The following is a 17,184-nucleotide window of genomic DNA, read 5'->3' on the forward strand; positions in this document are numbered from 1 at the left end:
CGACCGCAACGACAGCAGCAAAGCTCGACAACAGAAAGAGGTTCAACAATGTCGATGAGCCAACAGGAGCGCGAAGCAGCCGACGAACGCGTCCGTTCGCTGCTGGGTGTGCAACGCAAAGGCACCCAACCGGATGCGCCGCGGATGCCGCCACGCCCGGGCAGCGCGCACGCCGTGACCGCATCGACCAAACTACCGATCGATGACGAGATCTACGGCATCCAGTCCTACGGCTACGGCGAGATCTGGGGACGGCCCGGGCTCGAGATCCGAGAGCGCAGCTTCATCACGCTCGGCGTGCTGACCGGAACCTGTCAGCAGGATCAGCTGGCGATCCATGTCAACAATGCGCTCAATCTCGGCCTCACCCCCGAGGAGATTTCGGAGATCCTGCTACATGTCGGTGTCTATACCGGAGGCTCGACCTGGCACAACGCAAGCAATATCGTGCGCTATGTCTTCGTCGAGCGCGGGGTACTCGAACCCGGTACGGGCGCCGCACTGGTGCCGATCGCTCCGACGACGCGTGCGCAGCGCCGCGTCGCGGCCGAACACGTGCAGCGTGCCCTATGCCTGGGAAAGATCGGCACCAGTCATGACGCTCCAGCACTCGCGCCATTGGCCGGCACCCCTGCCGCGATCACCGCGTCGGAGACGCTCGCCATCGAAGCCGAGATAATGCAGATCCAAGCCGAATACGCATACGGCGAGGTGTGGAATCGTCCTGGTCTCGATTTCCGCACCCGAATCCTCATCACTGTGGGTGTGCTTCAGGCCCTGCGCTTGAACGACCAGTTGCACGCGCACATCAACGTTGCGCTGAACCTCGGCGTCACCCCGGAGGAGTTGCACGAGGTGTTCGCCCATGCCGGGGTCTATTCGGGCATCGCCGGCTGGCAGACCGCGACCGACGTGGCTCGCGACGTGTTTCTCCAACGCGGGCTGTTGAAGCCGACCGAGCTCGGTTGAACTACGCCGCAGCACAAAACACCCCACATCAGGCTATTGATGTGGGGTGTTCTGCTTGCCGCGGTCAGGCCGTGGCGAGGAAAGGAGGTTCGGCCGGTGTGAAGCGATAGAGGCGCTCGGCGTTGCCCCGCAGAATCTTGTACTGGACGTCCGGGGCGAGATGTCCGATGCGGTTCTTGATCAACCCGATGCTGTCGGGCCAGGTCGAGTCGGAATGCGGATAGTCCGTCTCACACATCACGTTGTCCACGCCGATCTCGTCGATGCTGGCGATCCCATGGATATCGTCGATGAAGCAGCCGTAGATGTGGTCCTTGAACAGCGCCCGGATATCCAGATTCTCCAGGTCGATGTCGGTGCCCGCGTGGTTGCGATAGTGCAGGCCCTTCTTGACCCAGTGTTTCTGCTTGTCCAGGACCTGCTCGGCCCGTTCGAGGAAGTAGGGGATCCAACCGATCCCACCTTCCGACAGCGCGACCCGCAAACCCGGGAAACGAGTGAGGATTCCGCTGAAGAGCAGGGCGAGCAACGCCGCTGATGTGCGTACAGCGCCCCACGATTCATCGGCGATGAAGTGCGAGTCCGGGGCGATTCGATGCACCTGCGACGAGGATCCGACATGGATCGACGCCACCATCCCGAGGTCCGCCGCGGCGGCGAACATCGGGTCCCAGTACCGGGCGGTGTCGAAGAGGGTGGGCAGGCCAAGTGGTGCCCCGTTCTCGGTGAACGCGAATGACGTCGCGCCCTTCGCTGCGCAGCGTTCCAGCTCCCGTGCCGCCAGCGCGGGATCCCACAGCGGGATGAGGACGAGCGGGATGAACCGCCCGGGCACCGCCTGGCACCAGTCGTCGATCATCCAGTCGTTGTATGCCTGGAGGCAGACGAACGCGAACTCCCGGTCCTTGGCTTCGAGGAAGATCTGCCCGCAGAAGCGGGTGACCGAAGGGAAGCACAGTGACGCGAGGATCCCCGCCTGGTCCATGTCCTGGGCCCGTGCGCGTGGGTCGTAGCAGCCCGGACGCATTTCCTCATAGGTGACCGGTTCGGGGTTGAACTCTTCCTTCGACTTGCCCGCCACAGCCGCCAAACCGGTTGTGGGGATCCGCTTTCCCTCGTAGACCCAGCACTCCGAGGTGCTGTCGCGTTCGATGTGCGGTGCCCGGTCACGATCCCTGGCCGGGACACGATCGAGCCAGACGCCCGGCGGTTCGAGCACATGGTCGTCAACCGAAATCAGCCAATCCAACGATTTCTGCGTCATTGTCGCTCCACTTCTGTTCGCGGCACCCGGACCGGGTCCGCTACCGGACGCCGACCCACGATTGGTGGGCGGTACCGCCGCCGTCGACGAACATGCTCTGCCCGGTGACGAACGCGGATTTGTCCGATGCGAGGAAGACGACCATGTGTGCGATGTCATCGGGAACGCCGAGGCGCGGCGTCACGAGGGTGCGTTCGACGAGATCGAGCCATTCCTCACCGAACCTTGCCTTGGTGGCCTCGGCCCATACGGCGTGGGGGGCGATGGCATTACAGCGAATTCCCTGCTTGCCGTAGGCGGTGGCGACCGCACGGGTGAGTCCGACGAGCGCCGCCTTCGACGTGGCGTACGCGATGCGGGTCGTGTCACCGAAGAACGCGGCCGTCGAGGTGAAGTTGATGATCGATCCACCCCCGTGTGACAGCATCGCCGGGATGGCATGCTTGCAGCCCAGCATCGCTCCGCGGACGTTGACGGCCATGATGTGGTCCCAGAGCTCGATATCCATCTTGTCCAGAACACGGTCGCTGTCCCTGACCGTGGCAGCGACATTGGCGAGAGTGTCGAGCCGCCCGTACTCATGAACCGCGAGGCCGATCATCTCTTCGACATCCGGCTCGTGACTGATATCGCCTTCGAAACCGGTCGCTCGGCCGCCGGCCCGGATGATCTCCTCGACGACGCCGGTGACCCCCGCGTTCGGACGGTCGACGACGACTACTGCTGCCCCCTCGATCGCCATCCGGCGCGCACACGCTGAACCGAGATTGCCGGCTCCGCCCGTCACGATGGCCACTTTCCCTGCTAACTCCATCGGACCTGTCACTCCTGTTCCGGTGATTTCCCAACTGCCACGCACCGTTCACCACTCGGCTCACTCGGCATCGGGACTGAAGGTTTTCGATACCCATGGGAATGCGCGGGCGCCTTCCCATGGGTATCCCCGGACTCAGGTGAGGCCCAGAATTTCTCGAGCTTCGGTCGCCGTGGCGACTTCTCGTCCCATATACCGGGCCATCTCGACGACGTAGCCGACCAGCTGCGCGTTGGTGGGGTTGCCGAGCTCCGGGTAGGCGTGGTCGGCGACGCCGATGGCGACGTGGCCCCCGAGCGCGATGGCTGCCGCCAGGACCGGAAACGCGTTGCCGCCAACGAGATTCGCCATCCAAATCCAGTTCGCGCCAGGTGGGAAGAAATCCAGCGACGCGTACAACCCCTTGATGGTTCCCGGGTGCCCGTAGCCGCGGAAGTGGTCGCCGAACAGCGACAACTCGCAGAGCAGCGGCTCGTCGTACAAACCCATCTCGACAAACGCCTCGGTCAGCCGCACACCGGCAACGTTCCACATCATCGACACCGGCTTGACACCGACGGCGCGAGACTCCTCGCACAGCTGCCGGAGGATGTTCGGAGTGTTCAGATAGATCTGGTCTCCGCTCCCGGTGAACTGCTTGCTGTTCGCGTCGTAGCTACCGAGGTTGGTTGTCAACATGTCGACCGGGATGCAATCAGGCTTGGTTGCCGGATCTTTCGCCATTTCGACGATGTGTGCCAAGCGCTCGGCGGGAGTCGGCAGCATGGCGGCGCCGAGTGTCGGGAAGGTGATGAGGTCACATTCCTTCTTGATCCGCCGTACGGTGTCGGCGTAGAGCTCGGTATCGGCGGACTTCGCGCCGGTCTCGGGGTCGCGGGCGTGGTAGTGCACGATCGACGCGCCCTGCCGCCAGCATTCGATGGACTGATCGGCGATTTCCGCGGGGCTGTAGGGGACGTTCGGGCTCACCTCCCGCATCGTTCCTTCGTTGACGCGGACCTGGATGATCAGTTTTTCCATCGATTCACCGCTCTGCTTCTTCGCTGCGATTTCCGTTGTAGGCTTCCGGCCGATCACCATCGACGACGATGCGATGCAGGACCCGGTGGCCCGTGTAGTCGTTGATGGCGCGATGCTGGGTGATGCGCTCTTCCCAGACCACGACGGTGTGGGTATCCCACTCGAGCCGTACGTGGAAATCCGGTGTATTGACGTGATCGAACAGCATCCTGAGCAGGCTGTCGTTTTCGTGATCGGTCAACCCGAGGATGCGTTCGGTATAACCGCTGTTGACGTAGAGCGCCGGACGATTGGTCACCGGGTCGCGGACGACAACGGGATGGACCGCCGTCTGCTGCTCGCCGTACAGGTTCGCCTCGCGCGCGGCCGGCCTGGCGCGGTAGAGCGCTTCGCTCGAATGCAGGGCCTCGAGCCCCTCGAGCAGCCGTTGGTAGTGCGACGACAGGGCCTCGTACGCGGCATACATACTCGCCCACATGGTGTCCCCACCGGTTCGGGGCAACGTGATGGCCCGCAGTGATGCGGCCAGCGGAGGCTGCGCCACCACGGACGCGTCGGTGTGCCAACGGTCCGTGCCGTAGGACGGGCTGCCGGTTCTCTCACTGTCGAGGACGCTGACGTATGGGTCACCGGTGCCGCGGTTGAAATAGGACTCGTGCAGCTCCCCGAAAATTGCCGCGAATCGCTTGTGATCCGCGTCCTCGATGAAACCGTCGAAGTGCACGAAGAGCACGCCGTGCTCATGCAGAGCTCTATCGAGCAGCCGCTTGGTACCGGCTGATTGCTCAACGCGAAGGTTGATCCCGGTGATCGTGGCTCCGACCGTGCCGGTCTGGGGCGTGATCACCGGTACTGCCGCGGCGGCCGAAGGCGCGGCGGTCGGATTCGATTCCAAGGACGTCATGGTCTGGCCCCGCAGTCGGTTTCGGCTGGGTCGAGATTGCGCCACGGCATGATCGTCAATTCGAGATCACGCGCTGTGGGCGTGGCTGACAACAATGTCTGCTCCCTTCGACAAATGGGGCGGCCGTGAGAGGTCCACCCAAATAGTAGGCTGTCCGATGATCGCCTAACCTGTCAAGAGGTGGGCGCTGCTCGATCCACAAGTGATATGGTTGCCGATAATCGTATTACCGACTAATATTCGAATTGCCGAGACAACGCGGCGATTCAGTGCACGAGTTCACTACATGGGAGGGTCGCCATGCTCAGACTTTTCAGCGCAGATGATCACATCATCGAGCACGCCCGGGTGTGGCAGGACCGGGTGCCGGCCAAGTTCCGCGAGACCGCGCCGCGCGTGATCGAGGAGGACGGCCGCGAGTATTGGATCTACGCCGGGATGCGTGGCGAGACGATGGGCCTGAACGCGGTCGTCGGCCGCCCCAAGGATCAGGTCAATCTGGACCCCATCCGGTTCTCAGACATGCGGGCGGGATGCTATGACCCGGTCGAGCGGGCCAAGGACCTGATGTCCGATGGCATTTTCGCCTCGGTGCTGTTCCCGACGCTCCCGCGGTTCTCCGGCACCCTGTTCCTGACATTCGATGACAAGGAACTGGCCGACGTGTGTGTGCGGGCGTACAACGACTTCGTCATCGATGAGTGGTGCCCGGCCGGGCCGCCCGGTATGTACGTGCCGACCATCATCTGCCAGTTGTGGGATCCGGAGGCCGCGGCCCGCGAGATCCACCGCTGCGCCGACCGCGGCGCGCGGGCCATCTCGTTTCCCGAGAACGCCGTGCCTATCGGCATGCCGTCCTACTGGAACTCGTACTGGGATCCGATCTGGCGGGCCTGCGAGGAGCGCGACATCGTGATGTGCTTGCACATCGGTACCAGCACCTGGCGGCCGACTCCATCTCCGGACGCACCCGAGGTGGTGACCTTCTCGCTGCTGCAGGTCGGTTCGATCATGTCATCGGTCAACCTGATGATGAGCCCGGTGTGCCGGAAGTTCCCGGCCCTGAAGTTCGTGTTCTCGGAGGGCGGCATCGGATGGGTGCCGAATGCGCTGGAGCGGGCGGACCGGTTCTGGGTGCGCCACGGGGCCTACAACGGCACCGATGACATCCTTCCGTCGGAGATCTTCCGTAAGAACATGTATCTGTGCATGGTCGAGGAGCCGATTTGCCTGCGGTACCGCGACGACATCGGCGTCGATCGGATCATGTGGGAGTGCGACTATCCGCACAACGACACCACCTGGCCGGAAAGTCAGCAGTCGGCCGACGAGACCTTCCGTGAGGCCGGCTGCACCCAGGAGGAGATCGATGCGATCACGCACGGCAATGCCGAGCGTGTCTTCAACTGGAAGATGGCCGACGCCGATGCCCTCGTGGGCTGAGCGATCGCCTGCCGGATCCGGCAGGCGATCAGAACCGGGGGTACCGAGCTGATGGCGCGCCTGACACCGGTCGCACGTCGCGCTGCCCCGCCGCAGGTCAGGGCGATCTACGACGACATTTTCTCCCCTGGTCGTGATCCCGTCGCCGAGCCCGGCACGGCGACGGGCTCGCCGGGTGACTTCTGGACGGTCCTGGCCAACGTACCCGAGATCATCGTCCACGCCAGGGCGTTCGCCGACGACTTCGTCCGGTCCACCTCGCGTGAGCTCAGCCGTGCCCAGCGCGAGCTGGTGATAGTCCGGGCGGCATTCAATGTCGAAAGCAGATTCGAGTACTCGCAGCACCGAAAATTCTTGCGGGCCACCGGGTATCCGGAGGAAAAGGCCGACGAGATCCCGGTGTGGACCACCTCGACGGCGTTCTCCCCGCAGGAACGTGTCCTGCTCGCACTCACCGACGAGATCTCCCTGGGGGGTGGACGCTCGCAGGACATCACCTATGACCGGCTCCGCGCGCATTTCTCCGAGGTAGCCATTGTCGAGGCCAGCTATATCGCAGCCCAATACGTGATGTTCGGACTGCTGTGCCGTTCGCTGCAACTGGAGTACGACGCCATCCCTGAGCGCTGCGAGGAGGTGACCCCGCAGTGACCGATCAGACAGCGGCGTCGTTACGCCTACCGGTGCTCGAGTACCTCGCCGCCTACGGCGACCGGCCGTGCTTTTTCTTCGAGGGTGCGACGATCAGCTATCGCGAGGTGCTCGAGTCGATCCACCGTATTGCCCGGGCACTGCTGACCTGCGGCATCGGGCCCGGCGACGGTGTGGCCATCTTGTCCGGGAATCGCCCTGAGCTGTTCTACGTGAGGACGGCCGCTCAGCTGATCGGCGTGCGCACGACCTCGCTGCATACGCTGGGCTCGGTCCACGATCATGCGTTCATCCTGCGGGACGCCGAACTCGACGGCATCGTCTTCGATCCTCGCTACGAAGACATCGTCGTCACACTGGGCACCGAAGTCCCGTTGCGGACTGTCGCTTCGCTGGGACCGGCCGGGATCGGGTTCGACCTGATCGGCGCGGCGTCGGCCGAGGCGCCGCAACCACCCGAGACCGGGCCCGTGCAGGTGCCGCGCGCACTCGTCTACACCGGCGGCACGACCGGCCGGCCCAAGGGCATCATCATGTCGCCGACCGCTCAGGCGTTCGCGGCGGCGGCGATGCTCGAGCACTGGCAGTGGCCGGATGAAGTGCGAATCCTGCTGTCGACCCCGCTCAACCACGCCGCTGGAACGGTGCTGCCCCCGACGTTCGCCCGGGGTGGCTCGGTCGTCCTGCTGCCGGGCTTCTCCCCGGACACGTGGCTTGCGGCGGTCGAGCAGCACCGGGCGACGGCCGCGCTGATCGTGCCGACCCAGCTCTACCGGATATTGGACGAGCCGTCCTTAGCGCACACGGACCACACCAGCCTCGAGACGATCTTCTACGGTGCCGCGCCGTGCTCGCCGACACGGCTGGCGGAGGCGATCAGGATCTTCGGACCGGTCTTCTTCCAGTTCTACGGACAGTCCGAGGCGCCGATGACCATGAGCGTGCTGCGCAAAGAGGAGCACGACTTGCGCGCGCCGCGGCGGCTGTCGTCGTGCGGGCGACCGGTGCCGGGTATCGAGGTCAGCTTGTTCGGCGAGGACGGCAACGTCGTTCCGCGTGGCGAGCCCGGCGAAATCTGCGTGCGCGGTCCGCTCGTCGCGCTCGAGAGCTACAAGGGTCGTCCGGCCGAGACGGCGGCGGCGCTCGAAGGCGGCTGGCTGCACACGGGAGATGTGGCGACAGAAGACGAGGAGGGTTTCCTCTATGTCGTCGACCGGAAGAAAGACATGATTGTCTCCGGCGGGTTCAACATCTATCCGCGCGAGATCGAGGACTGTCTCGGTGTCCATCCCGCTGTCGGCGAGGTGGCGGTCATCGGCATTCCCGACGAGCGATGGGGCGAAGCCGTGAAAGCGGTCGTGGTCCGTCGGCCCGACCATGACGGCGTCACCGAGAACTCGCTGATCGATTTCGTGAAGGACCGGCTCGGTTCGCTCCACGCCCCGAAGTCGCTCGATTTCGTCGACACGATCCCGCTCAGCCCGCTCGGCAAACCCGACAAGAAAGCCCTGCGCGCCAGGCATTGGGGTGACCGAAGCCGCCTGGTCAACTAGCCGATCTCTCTTGGCCGCGTTGTCCGAGAGAGCAGTAGTCGTCACGATCCGTCGCTCGAGTAATCGCTCAATGAGGAGAGAAACATGGACACTCCAGCCACCATCGAGGTCCGCAACCCTCGATCCGGTGAGATCGACTACCGGATCACTCCGCCGACCGAGGCCGAGCTCCGCGACATCGCGGCAAGTCTGCGCGAAGCGCAGCGCGGGTGGAGCGCGCGGCCGCTCGAAGAACGGCTGGAGATCATGCAGCGATGGGCGAACGTGATCATCGAGCACGCCACGGCGATCGGTGCCGCCGAGGCCGCGGACACCGGTCGGCACGAGCTTTCATATCAGATTCCGCACCAGGTCGCCGCCTCGATCCAGGGCTGGTGCAAGATCGCTCCGGCGATCCTGCGCGCAGGGTCGCTCGAGGGCAGAAGCAGCACGGCGCCGAATGTGGGTTTCACGACCCAGCTCAGTCCCTACCCATTGCTCGGGGTGATCAGCCCGTGGAATCACCCGTTCAACGCGTCGGTGCTCGATGCCATCCCGGCGCTCATCGCAGGCTGTGCTGTCCTTGTGAAGCCCAGCGAAATCGCGCCGCGGTTCGTCGAGCCGGTGGTCGAGTCGCTCCGGCAAGTCCCCGAGCTGGCCGCGGTATTCCAGTATGTGACCGGTGACGGGCGGACCGGCCAGCAATTGATCCAGTGCGTCGACTCCGTGTGCTTCACCGGCAGCGTCACGAACGGACGTAAGGTCGCCGAGGCATGCGCGGCCAGATTCATCCCGGCGTTCCTCGAGATGGGCGGGAAGGACGCCGCAATCGTGACCGCGAGCGCGGACCTCGACCGTGCGGCCACCTCGGTGCTGCGTTCATCGGCTTGGTGCACCGGGCAGATCTGTTTTTCCACCGAACGGGTCTATGTGGAGGCGTCCGTACACGACGAGTTCGTCGCCGCGCTGGTGCGCAAGGCGAACGAGCTCGAGCTGAGCTACCCCGACCCGCACGCAGGGCACCTTGGTCCGTTCATCCTCGGCAGGCAGGCTGCCACCGTCGACGCCCACATCGACGATGCCCTCGCCAAGGGCGCACGGCTGGTCGCCGGCGGCAAGAGCCAGAATCTCGGGGGCGGCCACTTCATGAAGGCGGGCGTACTCGTCGATGTCACCCACGATATGCGGATCATGACGGAGGAGACGTTCGGGCCTGTCACTCCCGTCATGCGGTATACCACCGAGGAGGAGGCGCTCGCGCTCGCGAACGACTCCGAATACGGCTTGTCCGCGGCGGTCATCGCGGGTGACGTAGCCGAGGCCCGCAGGCTCGGCGAGCAGTTGAACGCGGGCGCGATCGCGCTTCAGGACGCCGGCCTCAGCATCATGATCGTTCGAGACGCCGAGAAGAACTCGTTCAATCAGTCCGGCCTCGGCGGCTCGCGTATGGGGCCCAATGGGCTGCTGCGCTACTTCCGCAAGAAGGCGCTGATCGTCAACGAGACAGAACCCATGAGCATCCTGGCGATGGGCTATCAGTAAGGAGCCTCTGCCCGGTGACCCGGCCGCCGAAATAACCACCCAAAGGCCGGGGCGGTTTAATGAATATATGACGGACGGACCAACCAGTAACTACGGCCGAGTCCAAAGTCCGCGCAGCGGAGCGAACAGGAGTCCAGAAATGCGGAGGAGGCAGCCCCGGGTCGCGGGAAGGAGAAATCCCCAGGTCCGCCACCAGGCGGTAGGACCAGACGGTGACCGCGTGACCCCAGCGGCGGTCGCGGTGGACGCCACGGGTGTCGCACGCTCGGTGACCAGCCTGCGGCTCACCACCTCGGTGAACAGGATGTATGACCTCGACACCGCGACCGCCGACCGAGTAGTGCTCGCGGGTTTGCTGCTGCGGGCCCGTGAGCTGCTGCTGCGCGAGCTCGATACCGTACTGAGCCCACTCGGGACATCGCACGCCAAGTATCAGGTGCTCGCCGTGGTGTGCCCGGAGCCCGAAGGTCTTCAACTCCGAGAGATCGCCGCGCGCGCATCGGTCCATCCGACCACCATGACCGCCACGATCGACCGCCTCGTCCGTGGTGGTTTGATCGAGCGTCGCGCGGATCCCAACGATCGGCGTGGCATCCTGGCGGTCGCGACACCAGAGGGTCGCGCCCTGTACGAGCGCGCTCACAGGGAGCTTTCCGCGATCCAGTACGGCTTGGCCGACCTCGACTCCGATACCACCAAGAGCCTCCTCGACGGCTTGGACAGAGTCGCTGCCGTGCTCGAACGCCGAGATACCGCAAGCGAATAGGGCGCGACAACCAAATCACCGACCTGACGATGCTCGGCCGGGTTCGAGGAGATCACGGCACAGCAGTCGCGCAGCGGACACGACCACGTGGGGGGCTTCCCATGGCACGAAGTGCCCGCAGTCGCGGATGAGGAACGGACCGAGATGCCTTGGGAACACCAGTGCGGCGATGCGGTCGAAGTCGGGCGCGACCACCCGGTCGCTGACTCCGAATAGCACGAGAACCTCGACATCGGGATTGCGCGTCAGTCGCGTGGGTGCGGAGCGAGCTGACGCCGAGAACACGCTCTCGTAGGGCCCGAAGCTCGCTCGCAACTTGGCGGCGTCCATGAACGGGGCCGCATGGAACTGCACTATCGGCGAGATATCGACACGCTCACTCTCGCCGTCCCCGATGAACGCCCCCGGGTGTGCCCAGAAGCGTGAGGTGTAAAAGGTCGCGATGTAGCGGCATCGCTTGGCGGGCGTGTCGAGTTCGGCCGCCAATCCATCGGCGTCGGTCCCCTGTCGGAGGTAGTAATCGCGCGCCTCACGGGGTGAGCGGGTCCGCAGGTGCGACATGGTCTCGCGGTCGTACGGCAGCGGGCAGTTGAACAGCACCATCCGCTGGACCAGGTCGGGAAACCGCAGGGCCAGATCCTGGGCGATCGGCCCGCCCAGGTCGCCTGCGCATACCACGACTCGCTCGTGCCCCAGCCCGCGGACAAGGTCGTGCATGTCGAGGCTGTGGGCGGCGACATCGTGATAGCCATCGGGCCCGATCTCGCTATCGCCGAAGCCGCGCAGGTCGGGCACGATGACCTCGAAACCGGCGGCCGCCAGCGGCTCGATCACCCGCCACCAGATGCGCTTGGTCTCCGGCCAGCCGTGGATGCAGAGCAGTGGCACCCCGCCGACTCCCTCGCGCACGAACGCCTGCCGGAACCCGCGGCCGTAGTGGTCATGGATGGCGAACCGGCTCGGATCGATCTCGGTCAATGTCATATCCCCATTCCGTGGCGTGGCTGCCTTGCAACGATTGTCCGCAGCTCGATGGCCGATCGGACTGTGCGTGTGCGCTCCCTTCAGCACTGTGATTCGATTGACAGGCTATAAGATTGTCGCATAGCCTAGTATCTGCTGGTGCCGCAGAATCTCCACCGGATTTCGAAAGATTCCGCCCGGCGGGGTGTCAATGTCAACGGCTGTGGCGAGCGCAATGGAGGGTTTCGTATGAACAGCGACGACTACATCTTGATCAGTGTGGACGACCATGCGATCGAACCGCCGGACATGTTCGAGGGGAGGGTTCCCCGGAAGTTCGCCGAAAAGACACCCTTCGTGCGGCGCGACGAGAACGGCCACGACTGCTGGATCTACGAGGGCAATGTTTTACCCAACTTCGGCTTGAATGCCGTCGCCGGCCGTCCGAAAGAGGAGTACGGCATGGAGCCGAACTCCTTCGACGACATGCGCGTCGGCACGTTCGACGTCCATGAGCGGGTCAAGGACATGAGCGCGAACGGCGTCCTGGCGGCGCTGAACTTCCCGACCTTCGCCCGGTTCGCCGGGCAGACGTTCCTGACGAACGCCGATAAGTCTCCCGATCAGGCGATGGCAATGGTCCGGGCCTATAACGACTGGCACCTCGAGGGGTGGGCCGGTCAGTACCCCGATCGGTTCGTGCCCTGCGGTATTACCCCGCTGTGGGATCCGCAACTGCAGGCGCAGGAGGTGCGTCGACTCGCCGAGCGGGACTGTCACGCGGTGACCTTCTCTGCCAACCCGTACAAGCTCGGCCTCCCGTCACTGCACAGCTCCAGCTGGGATCCGTTCTGGGCCGCATGTGAGGAGGTCGGGACGGTGGTCTGCATGCACCTCGGATCGTCGTCGTCGGTCTCGATGACGGCGCCCGACGCCCCGTACTCCGTGCAGATGACAGGCACCGCGATCACGCTGTTCGACACCGCGGCCGACCTGATTTGGTCGGATGTATTCAAGAAGTTCCCCAACTTGAAGATCTCGCTGTCCGAGGGCGGCATCGGCTGGGTTCCCTACTTCCTCGAGCGGGTCGACTACACCTACACTCAGCACGGCGCATGGACCGGAGCCGACTTCGGCGATCGCATGCCCAGCGATGTCTTCAAGTCCAACATCATCACCTGTTTTATCGACGACCATTTCGGCATCGCCAGTCTCGACACAATGAACACAGACATGGTGACGTGGGAATGCGATTACCCGCATTCGGACTCCACATGGCCGCGCTCGCCCGAGGCGCTCGCCGCGCACTTCGACGACAGTGTCTCCGACGAGGTCGTCAACAAGATCACGCACGCGAACGTGCTCGATCTCTACTCGTTCGACCCGTTCAAGATCCGGCCGCGGGAACGCTGCACCGTCGCTGCACTGCGCGCGGAGGTCGCCGGACGCGACGTGTCGGCGGTATCCCATGAGCGCCACCGCGGGCCCAAGGTCACCACGATCGGCGGCATCATCTCGACCGGGTACCGCAGCGAGTCCGAGCAAGCTAAGGAAGTGGCCCGCTACAACGAGCGCCAGGCCGCCGCCGAAGCGGCTCGGTAGGCGAGCCCAATGTATGACGTACTCGAGGGGGTACGCGTTGTCGAGGTCTCGGCGTGGATGTTCGCGCCCAGTTGCGGCGCAATCCTCGCAGACTGGGGCGCCGACGTACTCAAGATCGAAATGGTTGAAGGCGGCGACCCCTATCGCGGATATTTCGCCACCGGCACGGTCGCTCCCGCGATCGAGTTGGCCAACCACGGCAAGCGCAGCCTGGCAGTGGACCTGCGGACTTCGGAGGGCCGTGGGGTTCTGTCGAAAGTGCTGCGCGACGCCGACGTCTTCGTGACGAGCCTGCTCACCGAATCGCGCAAGCGACTGCGCATCGACCTCGATGACATCCGCGCCGACAATCCGAAGATCATCTATGCCCGCGCCACGGGCCAGGGCACCCGAGGCCCCGACGCCGAAGTAGGCGGCTTCGACCTCGCCTCGGCGTGGGCTCGCTCCGGCATCGCCAACTACTTGACGCTGCCGAGTGCCGCCCAACCCGTGCATCAGCCGGGCGGGACCGGGGACTGTGTCGGCGGGATCAGTCTCGCCGGTGCTGTCGCCGCCGCGCTGTACAAGCGTGAACGAAAAGGCGTGCCGTCCGAAATCGATACCTCGCTGCTACACGCTGGTCTCTGGATGTTCGCGGTGGTGCTCAACATGGAGGCCAACCGCGGCGTCGGCGGTGTCGACATGACGCGGGGCAGCCGGACCGCGGTGCCGAACCCGCTGGTGAACTCGTACCGGACCAAGGATGACCGGTGGATCTGGTTGGTGGTGCTGCAGCCCGACCCGCACTGGCGCAGTTTCTGTGAGCACATCGGCCGGCCTGAGCTGGCGGCCGATGAGCGCTTCGCGACGTTCGAAGCGCGGGCAGGCAATCGCGGCGAGTGCATCCGCGAACTCGACGAGGCTTTCGCATCGGCCACGTTGGACGAGTGGCGCGAACGGCTCGCCACCTTCAGCGGGGTCTGGTCGGTGTGTCAGACGGTGCCGGAGGTCTTGTCCGATCCGCAAGTCATCGCGAACGGCTACCTGTCGTCCATCGATGGTCACGGGGTCGAGGCGCGCAGCGTGACGCCGCCGGTGCAGTTCGATCGGGCACCGCTCGGGCCGGTCGCCGCCGCGCCTGCGCACGGCCAGCAGACCGAAGAGGTGCTCCTGGAGCACGGCTATTCGTGGGACGACATCGCTGCTCTGAAAGATCTCGGCGCGATCCTGTGACCATCGCTGGTTCCGGTCGCCGTGCCGGCCCGAGCTCAGACAGCCCGATCGAAGGATGACAATGTCCGAAACTGTCGAATCTACCGCCTCGATCAGAGCCTTGCGAGCAGAGGTTCTCGCGGCCCTCAGTCCGAAGGTCGCCGGTGTCGCTCCCGATGTCGGCAAGTTCGCGGCGAGCTTCGCATACGGGGAGATCTGGCCCAGGCCGGAGCTCTCGCAGCGAGACCGCAGCATCGCGACCATCGCCGCACTGGTCACGCTCAGTTGCGCCGAAGAGCTCAAGCTGCACACACTGCGTGGTCTGGCCAACGGTCTCACGAAGACGGAGATCGGCGAGATCTTGACCCAATTGATCCCTTATGTCGGCTTCCCGCTCGTTGTGTCGGCAGCAGAGAAGATCGCCGATCTGATGGAGCGAGCGGAAGTCGCCGAATCCTAGGGGTGAAACTCAGCGCTGAGCACATCCATGCTCAGCGCTGAGTACACCTGTCCGAGTGACGAGTCGCGTTGCGCTACCTCTGGGAATCACACCCGAGGCGCGCCGACCATGAAGATGGCCATGACACACGCCTCCGATGTCTTATTCCGCCAGTGGTGGAGATTGCCGCCCTGCACGAGACAATCCCCGGTTGCGAGTTCGACTTCGTCTCCGTTGCCGAGCACGAGGGTCACCGTCCCCGAGAGCACCGCGATGCAATCGATGGTGTCGGTTTGGTGCATGCCGGCCGGGTTCTCTCCGGCGCTCTCGGGAGGCAGCTGCCAGATCAGGAAGCGAATCGCGCCCGTCGGCAACAATCTCTGGTCTGCTACCTCCGTCAATCCCTCGGTGGCCGAACGAACCGGAACTTGCGGAGCGCGATCGTTCTGCCAGACGGTCGCGATCGCCCATCCCGCAATGTTCGGCAGCGCCCTGACTTCTGTGACCGCGCCGTCGCCGAGTATTGATGCGTCGCCGACATCGTCGACTCCGGTGATCACCCGACGAACGACAAGCTCTCCATCCACGTGCTGACCTCCCGATCCAGTGCTACGGCTGAAGCCGACCAGCCCCACCCTCTTCCGAGGTCGGGGGGCGGAATTCGGCCGTCCGACAGTTGATATGCTATCAAAATATCTGTTAGCCAACTTTATCTTGACGACATCTGTTATGCATACCTATAGTCGGAATACCATGTTGGGCCACACTTATTGCCAGGTGCGGCGAATATCGATCAATGGGGAACACTATGGGCAGCGCGGCCAGCAAAACCAGTCGACCACTCCCGGTGGCGCACGGTGAGGTTCTAGCGCCCGGCGTCACTCTGACACGCCTGGAACCCGGTGGCGCGAACGGGCCCGACGACGTCGTGCACTCCGATGTCATCGGAGGTCTGACGTGGCAGGACCTGTGGTATCTGGGGGCCGATGATGACGAGTTCCGGATGTGCATCCCCGACATCAGGATGCCCGCCAACCAGATCTGGCCACTGCACTGGCACGACGACTGGATGTTTATCACCGTGCTCGACGGCTCGGTACTTGTCGGCGACTGGGTGATGAAGCGCGGAGACACCCTTGTCGCCGCGCCGTACGTGGAATACGGGCCGATGGTGAACGGTCCCCGAGGTTGTCAGCTGCTGGAAATCTTCGCACGGAACAAGAAGGGCGGCGGCTACGCCGCCGAGTACCACGACCATCCGACCCTGGTCGGTCCGGGTCGGCTCATGTACCGGCCGGGGATTTTCAAGCACGGTCCGGCAGGCGCCTTCAACTTCGGTTCACGGCCACCCGGTGCCGAACAGAACCAGGGCAACCAGACGATGAAGATCGATGGGACACCTGGGCTCGTCAAGGGCAGCCTGACCGATGCCGGACGCTGGGATCTCGGCCCGAGTGACGATCCGGATCGCGGCGTTGCCCTGAGCACCAGGCTGGCGCCAGGTGAGACGATTCCCGCACACGAACTCAGCGACTGGCGCTGGTCTCTTGTGACCGAAGGCGATCTGACATTGGGCGAACGTCGTCTAGACGTCGACGACATCGTGATCACCGAACCGAACATCGAGGTACCCGAAGCCGTGGCGGGATCCGATGGCGCGCAACTCCTCGAGCTCTGCCGCACGGTGGCCGCGGAAACGCGCTTGTTCACCTGAGGAAATTGCTGGACGACTCCATTGGCGCGACGAGAGCTGCGGAGGAAGTTGTGATGAAACCGAGCGTAGGGCAGATGCTCGCCAGCACGGTCGACGCGACGACGGTGATCGTCGTTCGCTGGCCGGAGGATGATCTGGAGATCACCTGCGGTGGCGCGGCGATGGTCGATGCGAAGGGGCCGAAGACCGGGACCACCGGTACCCCGGATCCGGGGCAGATGGACGGTTCGCAGCTCGGGAAGCGTTACGCCGATGATGAACTCGGCGTGGAGTTGCTGTGCACGAAGGCGGGGCAAGGCACGCTTGCGTTGAACGGTGTTCCGCTGCCGCTCAAAGGTGCCAAGCCGCTGCCGGCTTCGGACTGACCGCG

At 64.3% G+C, this 17,184-nt stretch carries 17 protein-coding genes; 11 read left to right on the forward strand and 6 right to left on the reverse strand.

Annotation, left to right across the window (positions count from 1 at the left end):
- Positions 1-48: 48 nt before the first annotated feature.
- On the forward strand, positions 49-969 hold the full coding sequence (locus tag NP3_RS31110) for a carboxymuconolactone decarboxylase family protein (protein WP_218024968.1): 921 nt from the start codon (positions 49-51) through the stop codon (positions 967-969).
- Between the two features lie 64 nt (positions 970-1,033).
- Here NP3_RS31110 and NP3_RS31115 read toward each other — a convergent pair whose 3' ends face one another.
- From NP3_RS31115 to NP3_RS31130, 4 genes are all read right to left on the reverse strand, one after another.
- A complete protein-coding gene (locus tag NP3_RS31115) occupies positions 1,034-2,233 on the reverse strand; it encodes an amidohydrolase family protein (RefSeq protein ID WP_063045169.1) in 1,200 nt (399 codons plus the stop codon).
- Between the two features lie 40 nt (positions 2,234-2,273).
- A complete protein-coding gene (locus NP3_RS31120) occupies positions 2,274-3,020 on the reverse strand; it encodes an SDR family NAD(P)-dependent oxidoreductase (protein ID WP_218024969.1) in 747 nt (248 codons plus the stop codon).
- A 162-nt stretch (positions 3,021-3,182) separates the two neighbouring features.
- Positions 3,183-4,067 (reverse strand): beta-keto acid cleavage family enzyme, encoded by an 885-nt coding sequence (locus NP3_RS31125; RefSeq protein WP_063824960.1) that lies wholly within the window; start codon positions 4,065-4,067, stop codon positions 3,183-3,185.
- A gap of 4 nt (positions 4,068-4,071) precedes the next feature.
- A complete protein-coding gene (locus tag NP3_RS31130) occupies positions 4,072-4,971 on the reverse strand; it encodes a TauD/TfdA dioxygenase family protein (protein WP_063045172.1) in 900 nt (299 codons plus the stop codon).
- Between the two features lie 300 nt (positions 4,972-5,271).
- Between NP3_RS31130 and NP3_RS31135 the strand changes: the two genes are divergently transcribed.
- From NP3_RS31135 to NP3_RS31155, 5 genes are all read left to right on the forward strand, one after another.
- The gene (locus NP3_RS31135; RefSeq protein WP_063045173.1) at positions 5,272-6,414 is read left to right on the forward strand and encodes an amidohydrolase family protein; all 1,143 of its coding nucleotides are present in this window, start codon (positions 5,272-5,274) and stop codon (positions 6,412-6,414) included.
- Between the two features lie 51 nt (positions 6,415-6,465).
- On the forward strand, positions 6,466-7,065 hold the full coding sequence (locus tag NP3_RS31140) for a carboxymuconolactone decarboxylase family protein (protein WP_063045174.1): 600 nt from the start codon (positions 6,466-6,468) through the stop codon (positions 7,063-7,065).
- Complete coding sequence (locus NP3_RS31145) at positions 7,062-8,618, forward strand: AMP-binding protein (protein ID WP_063045175.1); 1,557 nt, start codon at positions 7,062-7,064, stop codon at positions 8,616-8,618. The genes NP3_RS31140 and NP3_RS31145 overlap by 4 nt, the downstream gene beginning before the upstream one ends.
- Positions 8,619-8,702: 84 nt before the next feature.
- Entirely contained in the window at positions 8,703-10,139 is a 1,437-nt protein-coding gene (locus tag NP3_RS31150; protein WP_063045176.1) for an aldehyde dehydrogenase family protein, read from the forward strand.
- Between the two features lie 220 nt (positions 10,140-10,359).
- Entirely contained in the window at positions 10,360-10,905 is a 546-nt protein-coding gene (locus NP3_RS31155) for a MarR family winged helix-turn-helix transcriptional regulator (RefSeq protein WP_063045177.1), read from the forward strand.
- A gap of 15 nt (positions 10,906-10,920) precedes the next feature.
- On the opposite strand, the gene NP3_RS31160 is transcribed toward NP3_RS31155, so the two are convergent.
- A complete protein-coding gene (locus NP3_RS31160; RefSeq protein ID WP_063045178.1) occupies positions 10,921-11,889 on the reverse strand; it encodes an alpha/beta hydrolase in 969 nt (322 codons plus the stop codon).
- 228 nt (positions 11,890-12,117) lie between these two features.
- Here NP3_RS31160 and NP3_RS31165 point away from each other — a divergent pair, with 228 nt between their 5' ends.
- The 3 genes from NP3_RS31165 to NP3_RS31175 all read left to right on the forward strand — a co-directional run bounded on the left by NP3_RS31165 (position 12,118) and on the right by NP3_RS31175 (position 15,121).
- A complete protein-coding gene (locus NP3_RS31165; RefSeq protein ID WP_063045179.1) occupies positions 12,118-13,470 on the forward strand; it encodes an amidohydrolase family protein in 1,353 nt (450 codons plus the stop codon).
- Positions 13,471-13,479: 9 nt separating this feature from the next.
- Positions 13,480-14,682: a CaiB/BaiF CoA transferase family protein gene (locus NP3_RS31170; RefSeq protein ID WP_063045180.1), complete on the forward strand. Its 1,203-nt coding sequence runs from the start codon at positions 13,480-13,482 to the stop codon at positions 14,680-14,682.
- Positions 14,683-14,743: 61 nt separating this feature from the next.
- Positions 14,744-15,121: a carboxymuconolactone decarboxylase family protein gene (locus tag NP3_RS31175; protein ID WP_063045181.1), complete on the forward strand. Its 378-nt coding sequence runs from the start codon at positions 14,744-14,746 to the stop codon at positions 15,119-15,121.
- Positions 15,122-15,207: 86 nt separating this feature from the next.
- On the opposite strand, the gene NP3_RS31180 is transcribed toward NP3_RS31175, so the two are convergent.
- Positions 15,208-15,687 (reverse strand): cupin domain-containing protein, encoded by a 480-nt coding sequence (locus NP3_RS31180; protein ID WP_157124674.1) that lies wholly within the window; start codon positions 15,685-15,687, stop codon positions 15,208-15,210.
- A 209-nt stretch (positions 15,688-15,896) separates the two neighbouring features.
- Here NP3_RS31180 and NP3_RS31185 point away from each other — a divergent pair, with 209 nt between their 5' ends.
- Together NP3_RS31185 and NP3_RS31190 are read left to right on the forward strand one after the other, a co-directional pair.
- Positions 15,897-16,814, forward strand: coding sequence for a cupin domain-containing protein (locus tag NP3_RS31185; RefSeq protein WP_218024970.1), 918 nt, complete (start codon positions 15,897-15,899; stop codon positions 16,812-16,814).
- 5 nt (positions 16,815-16,819) lie between these two features.
- Positions 16,820-17,179: a hypothetical protein gene (locus NP3_RS31190; RefSeq protein ID WP_307679596.1), complete on the forward strand. Its 360-nt coding sequence runs from the start codon at positions 16,820-16,822 to the stop codon at positions 17,177-17,179.
- Positions 17,180-17,184 lie beyond the last annotated feature (5 nt).

The sequence above is a fragment of the Nocardia pseudovaccinii NBRC 100343 genome (assembly GCF_001613225.1).
In the GTDB taxonomy this organism is placed as follows: domain Bacteria; phylum Actinomycetota; class Actinomycetes; order Mycobacteriales; family Mycobacteriaceae; genus Nocardia; species Nocardia pseudovaccinii.